Raw genomic sequence first — 8,739 nt, forward strand, 5'->3', positions numbered from 1 at the left:
TTTTAATCGCCAACCAGCCGGCCATTCCGATGATCGAACCCAAGCGCGTCTTGCGCGCCCTCGCTGAACACTGGGCACTTCTGGAGCCACTGTGCGAGCACTTCGACCAAGGCACCCTGAGCCTCAACGAACTGCGCACGCAACTGGCCGCCCAACAACTGGACAGCACGCCGCAGGACATCACCAGCCTGCTCGACGTGTGGATTCGCCTCGACATTCTGGTGCCCGTGGCGAAAAGCCCGAACCGTTTCGAGCTGAACGCGCAGATCCACGACTTCCTCGCCTACCTGCGCCGTGAGCACCGGCTGGGCCTGTGCCTGGAAATCGAAGCCTATCTGCGCCACCTCGAACGACTGGCCGGCTACATTCAGGACGCGTTCGACGTTCGCGACGGCAACGATCTCGCCCGTCAGCTGCGTTTGCTCGACATGCGCGTGCGCGACGTGCTGAAGAAACTCGACAACGACGAACAGGCGCTGGTGGCCGTCGCCGAACGGGCCAAGACCAGCGACCGGCAGATTCCGCTGCGTCAGCGTTACGCCGAAGTCCTGGCGACCTGGGACGAATACGTCGAGCCGATGATCGATCTGGTGAACGCCGACGGCGCCTTCGAACAAGGCGTGCGCAAGGTTGAAACCGTGCTGTTGAAGATGCTCAGCGAACAGCAGCGCCTCGGCCATCTGGTCGACGACGACATGCTGCTGCGCACCCACGCGCGCATCCTCGAAATGCAGACCAGCGCCCAGTTGACCCTGCGTCACGCCCGCGAACTGCTGCTGCCGCTGCGTGAAGAAGCACGCCGCCACAACGCCGTGACCCGTGGTGCCGCGCTGGCGTTGGCGGCGATTCGCCGTAAAGGCATCGATGCCGTGCCACAAGCGGCGATGCCGCTGTTCACCCGGCCGCAAAGCACCTTCCTCGGCAGCGCCAGTCAGGTCGAGGCTTACGTCTACGCCCTGGCGCGTTTCGAGCCGAAACCGGCGCGTTTCCCCAAGGCGCACAAAACCCAGAAGTCCGGCGATGCCCCGCGCGCGCCGCGCACCGTGCGCGAGATGGTCGAGCGTTGCGAAGAGTCCCTGCCAATGCCGGATCTGATGACCTGGCTGCTGGAGCAGGAACCGGACGGCGCGACCGACGAATTGCTCTACTGGTTCTCGCGTCTGTCGCGGGAAAAACGCTTCAAGCGCGAGCGTCTGGAACGCCGCGAATACCACACTCACGAGCACCAGGTCAGCCTGCGCTCCTTCGCCCTGCTCTCGGCCCGCGACTCCGCCGCCGAGGATTCTGCGAGCATCCCCAATGCATCTTGATCTATCCGAACTGTCCCAACTGGCGCCGATCTTCCGCGAGCTGTTCAAGGGCTATCACGTCAGCCGCCGCGACCCGGAACTGTACGCGCAACTGTCGAACTTCCAGGATCAATACCGCACGCTGTTCAAGGCGCTGGGGTTCGAGCTGGTCTGCGACACCCGTGGCTTCTACTACTTCGTGCCGGACATGGCGGCGGCGGCGGTGAACAAGACGGCCCAGCGTCTGGCGCTGTTCACCTTCATTCTCGTCGAGCATCTGGCCGATCAGGGCCGTGACCCGATCGCCGTGCTCGACGGCGGCAGCCTCGGCCGCGAAGAGCTGCCATCGCTGCTGGAGAAATACCGCGACCTGTTCATCCAGGCCGAAGTGCAGACCGTTGAAGAGCTGGAAGAAAAAATCATGCGTCGCATGACCCAGCTCGGTTTCGCCGGTGAAGAAAACGGCGTGTACCGTTTCCTGCCGCCGATGCACCGCTTCCTCGATGTGTGCCTGTCGGTGCAGCAGGACCGCGATCTGGCGGCCAGCGTGCACAGCGTGCTGCCGCTGCCGGCACCGGTGCTGATCGACGAAGCCGCCGAAGCCAAATTCCTCGAAACCGACGATCCGCTTGATCTCAGCGAATTTGAGGAAGAGAGCGAAGAAGAGAGCGAAGAAGACGCACTGGCCCGGGCCATTGCCGAAGAACAGGAGTCCGACGCATGAGCCAGGAACGCTACGGCATCCGCCGCTTTGCCCTTTTGAACACCGCCGGTTACAGCCTCGGCCTGTTCCCGCTGGAAGAACCGTTGTCGGTCTACGGCGCGAACAACCTCGGGAAATCGGCGTCGATCAACGCCTTGCAGTTCCCGATTCTCGCGCGCATGTCGGACATGAGTTTCGGCAAGTACAGCCTGGAACAATCGCGGCGTTTCTACTTCGCCTCCGACACCAGCTACATTCTCGTCGAAGTCAATCTGCCCCACGGCCCGCACGTGATCGGCGTGGTCGGTCGCGGCCCGGGCGGTGGTTTCGGTCACCAGTTCTTCGCTTACGCCGGCAAGCTGGATCTGGCGCATTACCAGAAGAACGACACCTGCCTGCGGCAGAAAGAGCTGTTCAGCAACCTTGAGAAGGAAGGCCTGAAAGCCTACGAACTCAAGCCGGACGAATTGCGTCGCTTGCTGGTCGGCGGGCACACGTCGATCCCGCTCGACCTGACCCTGATCCCGCTGCGCTCCACCAGCGAGCAGAGCCTGAAGACCTTCCGCGCGCTGTTCATCAACCTGCTGCACATGCGCGAAATCACCGCGGCCAAGTTGAAGCAACTGTTCCTCGATGCCTTCGAGCACAGCTTGCGTTCCGGCAGCGTCGACTACATCGCCGCGTGCGAAGAAGCCTTCCGCGATGTACGCCGGATGGAGCAGGACTACAACTCGCTGGTCGCCGCCGGGCCGCTGGTCGAAGCCTTGGCCAACGGCGTGAAGCAGCGCGATGTGCTGCGCGGCAAACTGCATCGCCTGTCGCCGCTGCTCGATTCGTTGCTCGGCACCTGGTCGGACTACGCCACGGCGCGCAAGGAAGAACTGACGATCCAGGCCGAACACTACCGTCGCGAGCAGGACGATCTGCAAAACGATCAGCGCGGTGGCACCCAGGAACTGATGCGTCTGGAGCGGGAAATCTCCGGTATCCAGCGCTGGCTCGGTGAGTTGTCGGTGCTGAAGAACCGCTTCGCGCTGGTCGATGACGTCAAGGTGCTGGAGCAGCAACTGCTCGCCGCCAAGGACGCGCACGACGAACTGGCCGGTGCGCTGGCACAGTCCCGGCAATTCAGCGCCGAGGATCTGGAAGAACGTCTGCGCGATCTGGAAAAACGCCTGAAGTCGGTGAAGCAGCAACTCGATCATGCCGACAACAACAGCTATGCGCGTCTGCGTGAGGAGTTCTCGCAGCAGGACGTCGAGCGCCTGATGCGCCTGTTCAACAGCGCGCTGTTCAGCCTGCCGCTGGGCGAACACGGCATCACTCTCGACGAGGATGGCGAGTGGGTCAAATCGGTCGAGCTGATCCTCGATGGCTTCAAGGGCGAGCGCTTCGAAGTGCCGGGCTTGTCGATCGACATCTCGCACATCGAGCCGCCGGCCCTGCAAGCGCTGGCCGACCGCGCCGCGCTGCGTGACCAGAAAGAACGTCTGGAAAAAGAGCTCAAGCAACTCAAGACCCAGCAAGCCGTGGCCGCTGACCGCGCCGCGAGCAAGACCCAGACCGAAGCGCTGTACCAGCAAGTGCTGGATGCGCAGAAAGCCCTGGAAGATTTCCGTCGCACCCAGACCCTGAGCGCCGAAGAAAGCGACAAGCTCGAGCAACTGGCGCAGATGGAAGCCGCGCAGGACGAACTCAAGCGTTCCAGCGATGCGTTCACCGAGCGCGTCCAGCAACTGTCGGCCAAGTTGCAATTGGTCGGTCGACAGATCGCGGATATGGAAGCCAAGCAGCGCACCCTCGATGACGCCCTGCGCCGTCGTCAGTTGCTGCCGGCGGACCTGCCGTTCGGTACGCCGTTCATGGATCCGGTCGACGATTCGATGGACAACCTGCTGCCGCTGCTCAACGACTATCAGGACAGCTGGCAAGGCTTGCTGCGCGCTGACGGGCAGATCGAAGCGCTGTACGCGCAAGTGCGCCTCAAAGGCGTGGCCAAGTTCGACAGCGAAGACGACATGGAGCGCCGTCTTTCGCTGCTGATCAACGCTTACGCGCACCGTACCGACGAAGCCCTGACCTTGGGCAAGGCGCGGCGTGCGGCGGTCACCGACATCGCCCGGACTCTGCGCAACATCCGCAGCGACTACGACAGCCTCGAGCATCAACTGGCGCTGTTCAACCGCGAGATCAACAAACGTCAGGTGTCCAACCTGCAGAGCTTCCGCATCGTCCTGGCGCCGAACAAGGAAGCGCTCAAGCACATCGACCAGATCATCCACAGCGCCGGTCAGTACGAAGAAGGCGAAACCCTGTCGGTGTTCGACCTGAGCCAGAGCGCCGAACAGGACAACAAGAACGAAGAGGCCAAGGAATACCTGGCGCGGCTGGTGGCGGCGAACCACAACCAGCTCGGTCTCAAGGACTTGTTCGAACTGGCATTCGAGATCACCAAGGTCAACGGTCAGCCAGTGATCCACACCGACATCGACGGCGCCGCGTCCAACGGCACCACCATGACCATCAAGGCGCTGACCAACATGTACTTGTTGCTGCACCTGATGGATCGCGATCTGGCCGGTCGCGTGCGCCTGCCGTACTACCTCGACGAGGCGGCGGACATCGACGAGAAGAACCAGGCAGCGCTGCTGGAAACCAGCCTGCAACTGGGCTTCGTGCCGATTCTGGCGAGTGTGAAGCCGCAGGTCTGCGCCAGTGTCGCCATCGATCTGGAAGGCGGCAGCGGCCCGGCGGGGATCTACATCGACGAGGCGGACTGGAAGTACATCCGCCGCCATGACGTGGTGAAAGCCACCGTCAATGTGCAAGCCGATGAGCCGGAACTGGATGAAGTTTGACCGGCTTTAGCTGAAAACCAAAAAGGGCCGCGATCTGTTGGGATCGCGGCCCTTTTTTATGGCTTTGGATATGTGCGGACTTTTAGTGCCCTATCGCGAGCAGGCTCACTCCTACCATTTGGAACGCGTTCCCCTGTAGGAGTGAGCCTGCTCGCGATGGCGCCACTTCAGACACCACAGAATTACTTACCGAGCGAAATCTTCGGCGCCCAAGTCAGCCACTCATCCTCGAACTTGTCGAACAGCGGGAACGTCTGCTCAGGCCGTGCCGGGTTGCCCATGCGCTCACCGTCCGGTGTGGCGAAGGCGATGCCACCCTGAATCGCCGTCTCCAGCGACTCCGTGCGCACCGTCAGGCCATTGAACAAGCCGATGTCGAAACCGACGCCGCTGGTGTTCCAGAAGCGGCTGCCGCTGCGCACCAGCGGCGCGTATTTCGGTTCGATCAAAATGTGCACCAACACCCGGTCAGCCGTCTGCCCCAGTTCATAACCGGTGACCTTGCCCACGGTGATTTCGCGGTAGGTCACGGGCACACCCGGTTTCAGCGAGCCACGGCGCGCGGCGCTCAAGACCAGACTCAAGCCGGCCTCTTGCTTGCTCACTTCCGGCGGATTGGCCAGCGCAACGAAGTTCTTCTGCGGCCCAAGGTTTTTCGCCGCCGGCTGCACTTCCACATACTGCCCGGTGACCAGGGTTTCCAGGTTGGAAGTCTTCATCAGACCCAACTCAGGCTTGACCACCCAGAACTGACTGCCGACCCGCGCAATGCGCTCCGGCACTTCGGTGATGCGCGCAGTGAGCAGCACCGATTGCAAGTCATCAGCCAGATCAACACTTTCGATCTTGCCGACGTCCAGCCCCTTGAATCGAACCGGGGTACCGCTGCGCAGGCCATCGGCGCGATCAACCTTGATCGTCACTAACGTGCCTTTCTGGTTCGCCTCGTCGTGGTTGGCGAACAGACGGAAGCGCGGAATACGCTTTTGCAGCGGCGCCTTGGCTTGCGGCGTTTCGAAGGCAATGCCGCCGGCCATCAACGTCTGCAACGACTCGCTCTTCACTTGAATCCCGCCCGTCAGACCACCGGTGAGGATGATGCCGCTGACATTCCAGAAGCGTGTCGATGCGTTGACCAGGTTTTCGTATTCCTTCTCGATATGCACGCCGATGACGATTTGTTTTTTGGTCTTGGAGAACTGATAGCTCTGTACCGAACCGACCTTGACCTGTTTGTACAGAATCGGACTGCCGACTTCGATCGAACCCAGAACATCGGTGAACAGCACCAGATGGAGCCCAGGTGAACGCAGATCCAGCGGCGGCGCTTTTGGCCGTGCCTCGAATTCGCGTTTCGGCGCGGCACCTTTGTCGCCCGGACGCACGGCGATGTAGTTACCTTTGACCAGCGCTTCGAGCCCGGTGATACCGGCCAGGGAAATCGACGGTTTGACCACCCAGAACTGTGTGCCCTCAACCAGATAGTCTTCCGCCAGAGGATCGAGCGTCAGCTCGGCCGTGGCGCTGTTCAGATCCGGATCGATTTTCAACGCTTTCATGTTGCCGACCTGAATGCCCTTGTACATCACCGGCGTACGGCCGGCCTGCAGACCTTCGAAGTCACTGAGTTTGACCTTGACCCGAATGCCGGCAGCGGCGGCGTCGAAGTCTTCATAGAGACGGAACGGCAGGCTTGGATCGGTGGGCGGACTGTCCTTGCGATTCTCTGGTGTGGCGAAGGCGATGCCGCCGGCGACGATGCTCGCCAGAGACTCGCTGCGTACTTTCACCCCGGACAGGTTGGCGTCGATGCTGATGCCACTGGCATTCCAGAAACGCGTGTGTTTGCGCACCAGTTTGGCGTAGGTCGGCTCGATGAACACTTTGAGCTCAACGGTGCTCTGGTCTTCAGACAGCACGTAGCTTTTGATCTGGCCGACTTTGATCTGCTTGTAGAACACCGGGCTGCCACGGTTCAGCGAACCGAGGCGATCGGCCTTGATGGTCAGGTGCAGACCCGGCTTGGAGTCCGACAGCGGCGGCTCTTCGGCCAGCGCCTTGAACTTGCGGGTGGGCTCGCCTTCGCCGGGGCTGATAGCCACGTAGTTACCCGAAACCAGGGTTTCCAGACCGGTGATACCGGCGAGCGTCACGCTCGGCTTCACCAGCCAGAAGCGCGTGCTGGTCTTGAGGTATTGCTCGACGTCCTTGTTCATCTCGACGGTGGCAATCACCCCTTTGGAGTTGCCCTCGTCATCAAGTTTGAGCGTCTTCACCTTACCCACCGGCATGCCCTTGTAGACCACTTCGGTCTTGTTGGCCTGGATGCCTTCACCGCTTTCGAAACGCACCTGAATCTCGATGCCGGTTTCGTTGTAGGCACGCCAGCCGAGCCAGCCGCCAATGATCAGGGCAATCAGAGGCAGTACCCAAATGGCAGACCAGTTGGAGGCCGGTCGGGTTTTCGCTACAGGCAAATCAGTCATGGTCGTCGTCCGACTCCGTGTTATCCCAAATCAGTCGGGGATCGAAAGTTACTGCGGCAAGCATCGTCAGAATCACCACACTGGCGAAAGCGATGGCGCCAAGATTGGCTTCGACACTGGCAAGCCGGCCGAAATTGACGACCGCCACCAGAATGGCGATCACAAAGATATCGAGCATCGACCAGCGACCGATGAACTCGATAAAGCGGTACATCCAGATCCGCTGCCGCGCGGACAACGGCTGACGTCGCTGCACCGAAAACAGCAGCAGCGCGATGCCCACCAGTTTGAAGGTCGGCACCAGAATACTGGCGATGAACACCACGGCGGCAATCGGGATCATGCCGTGTTGTACCAGCTGGATCACGCCGGACATGATGGTGCTGGGATCGCCCTGCCCCAACGAGCTGACCGTCATGATCGGCAACACATTGGCCGGGATGTAGATAATCGCAGCCGTGATCAGCAGGGCCCAGGTGCGGGCCAGACTGTTCGGACGACGAGCGTGAACCAGCGCGCCGCAGCGGGTGCAGGTCTGCTCGTCAGTGTCCGCATCCTGTTTGTTCAATTCATGGCATTCGGTACAGATCAGAATGCCCGCATCAATCGCCCGCATGGGCATCCTCTCCTGATAACGCCTGCCAGATCTGGTGCGGTGACATCACCACTTCCAGCCAGACCTGAACCAACAACAAACCGATGAAACACGCCAGACCGAGGCCGACAGTGATGGCCGCCATGTCCGCCAGTTTGACGATCGCCACGAGGACGCCCATGAGGTAGACCTCGAGCATTCCCCAGTCTTTGAGGTGGTGATAAATGCGATAGAGCAGCAAGCCGTAACTGCGTCCGATATCAAAACGGATCGACAGCAATACCATGAGCTGACACAACAGCTTGAGCAGTGGAATCGCCATGCTGCAGAGGAACACAACCACCGAAACGCCGCGCATGTCGGTATTGAACAACCCGACAACACCAGTCCAGACCGTGTCCTGCGAAGACTGCCCGAGTACATTGAGCTTCATGATCGGTAAAAAGTTCGCCGGCACGTAGAGCAACAGTGCGGCGATGACCAGGGCCAGGCTGCGTTGCACAACATTGTGCCGATGGGCATACAACTCGTAACCGCAGCGCGGACAGAGCGCTTTCTCGCCGTGGGCAAGCTTGGGCTTGCGCATCAGCAGGTCGCACTCATGACAGGCCACCAAGTCTTCCAGCGGTAAATCTGACAGCCCTGGGGCGTCAACCGGATCTGACATAAAGGCTCTGGCTCCGAAAAAGATGGGGGCTATTCTAGTGTTCTGATTCGAAAATAACTGTGCAAAATTGTTCGCTGGCTAAGCAAAAATACTTTCCTGCGGGCAAAACAAAACCCCAACTGCTTTCGCAATTGGGGTTTC

Annotated in this window: 6 protein-coding genes; 3 read left to right on the forward strand and 3 right to left on the reverse strand. The window is 60.6% G+C overall.

The features are described 5' to 3' along the window. Window positions 1–29: 29 nt before the first annotated feature. Genes mksB through mksF form a run of 3 tightly spaced genes read left to right on the forward strand, consistent with a single transcriptional unit; the run spans window position 30 to window position 4,850 of the window. The gene (mksB, locus tag M0814_RS26545) at window positions 30–1,310 is read left to right on the forward strand and encodes an Mks condensin complex protein MksB (RefSeq protein ID WP_003228202.1); all 1,281 of its coding nucleotides are present in this window, start codon (window positions 30–32) and stop codon (window positions 1,308–1,310) included. Continuing rightward, window positions 1,300–2,013, forward strand: coding sequence for an Mks condensin complex protein MksE (gene mksE, locus M0814_RS26550; RefSeq protein WP_003228204.1), 714 nt, complete (start codon window positions 1,300–1,302; stop codon window positions 2,011–2,013). Before mksB ends, mksE begins: the two co-directional genes overlap by 11 nt. Next, entirely contained in the window at window positions 2,010–4,850 is a 2,841-nt protein-coding gene (gene mksF, locus M0814_RS26555) for an Mks condensin complex protein MksF (protein WP_103486146.1), read from the forward strand. Before mksE ends, mksF begins: the two co-directional genes overlap by 4 nt. 182 nt (window positions 4,851–5,032) lie before the next feature. Here the strand turns inward: mksF and M0814_RS26560 are convergent, their stop codons facing one another. The 3 genes from M0814_RS26560 to M0814_RS26570 are packed head-to-tail and all read right to left on the reverse strand — an operon-like array spanning window position 5,033 to window position 8,598. Beyond that, window positions 5,033–7,336 carry an MlaD family protein gene (locus tag M0814_RS26560; RefSeq protein WP_103486145.1) on the reverse strand — a complete coding sequence of 768 codons (2,304 nt, stop codon included), beginning with the start codon at window positions 7,334–7,336 and terminating at the stop codon, window positions 5,033–5,035. After that, window positions 7,329–7,952 (reverse strand): paraquat-inducible protein A, encoded by a 624-nt coding sequence (locus M0814_RS26565; protein WP_007961513.1) that lies wholly within the window; start codon window positions 7,950–7,952, stop codon window positions 7,329–7,331. The genes M0814_RS26560 and M0814_RS26565 overlap by 8 nt, the downstream gene beginning before the upstream one ends. Then, window positions 7,939–8,598, reverse strand: coding sequence for a paraquat-inducible protein A (locus tag M0814_RS26570; protein WP_045122636.1), 660 nt, complete (start codon window positions 8,596–8,598; stop codon window positions 7,939–7,941). The genes M0814_RS26565 and M0814_RS26570 overlap by 14 nt, the downstream gene beginning before the upstream one ends. Between the last annotated feature and the right edge of the window lie 141 nt (window positions 8,599–8,739).

Source organism: Pseudomonas sp. MWU12-2020, assembly GCF_023100605.1.
GTDB lineage: Bacteria > Pseudomonadota > Gammaproteobacteria > Pseudomonadales > Pseudomonadaceae > Aquipseudomonas > Aquipseudomonas fluorescens_H.

Bases quoted from the DNA above. Each gene is read 5' to 3' on its own strand.
- mksB (WP_003228202.1), top strand. From the start codon at position 30: ATGATCGAACCCAAGCGCGTCTTGCGCGCCCTCGCTGAACACTGGGCA.
- mksE (WP_003228204.1), top strand. From the start codon at position 1,300: ATGCATCTTGATCTATCCGAACTGTCCCAACTGGCGCCGATCTTCCGC.
- mksF (WP_103486146.1), top strand. From the start codon at position 2,010: ATGAGCCAGGAACGCTACGGCATCCGCCGCTTTGCCCTTTTGAACACC.
- M0814_RS26560 (WP_103486145.1), bottom strand. From the start codon at position 7,336: ATGACTGATTTGCCTGTAGCGAAAACCCGACCGGCCTCCAACTGGTCT.
- M0814_RS26565 (WP_007961513.1), bottom strand. From the start codon at position 7,952: ATGCGGGCGATTGATGCGGGCATTCTGATCTGTACCGAATGCCATGAA.
- M0814_RS26570 (WP_045122636.1), bottom strand. From the start codon at position 8,598: ATGTCAGATCCGGTTGACGCCCCAGGGCTGTCAGATTTACCGCTGGAA.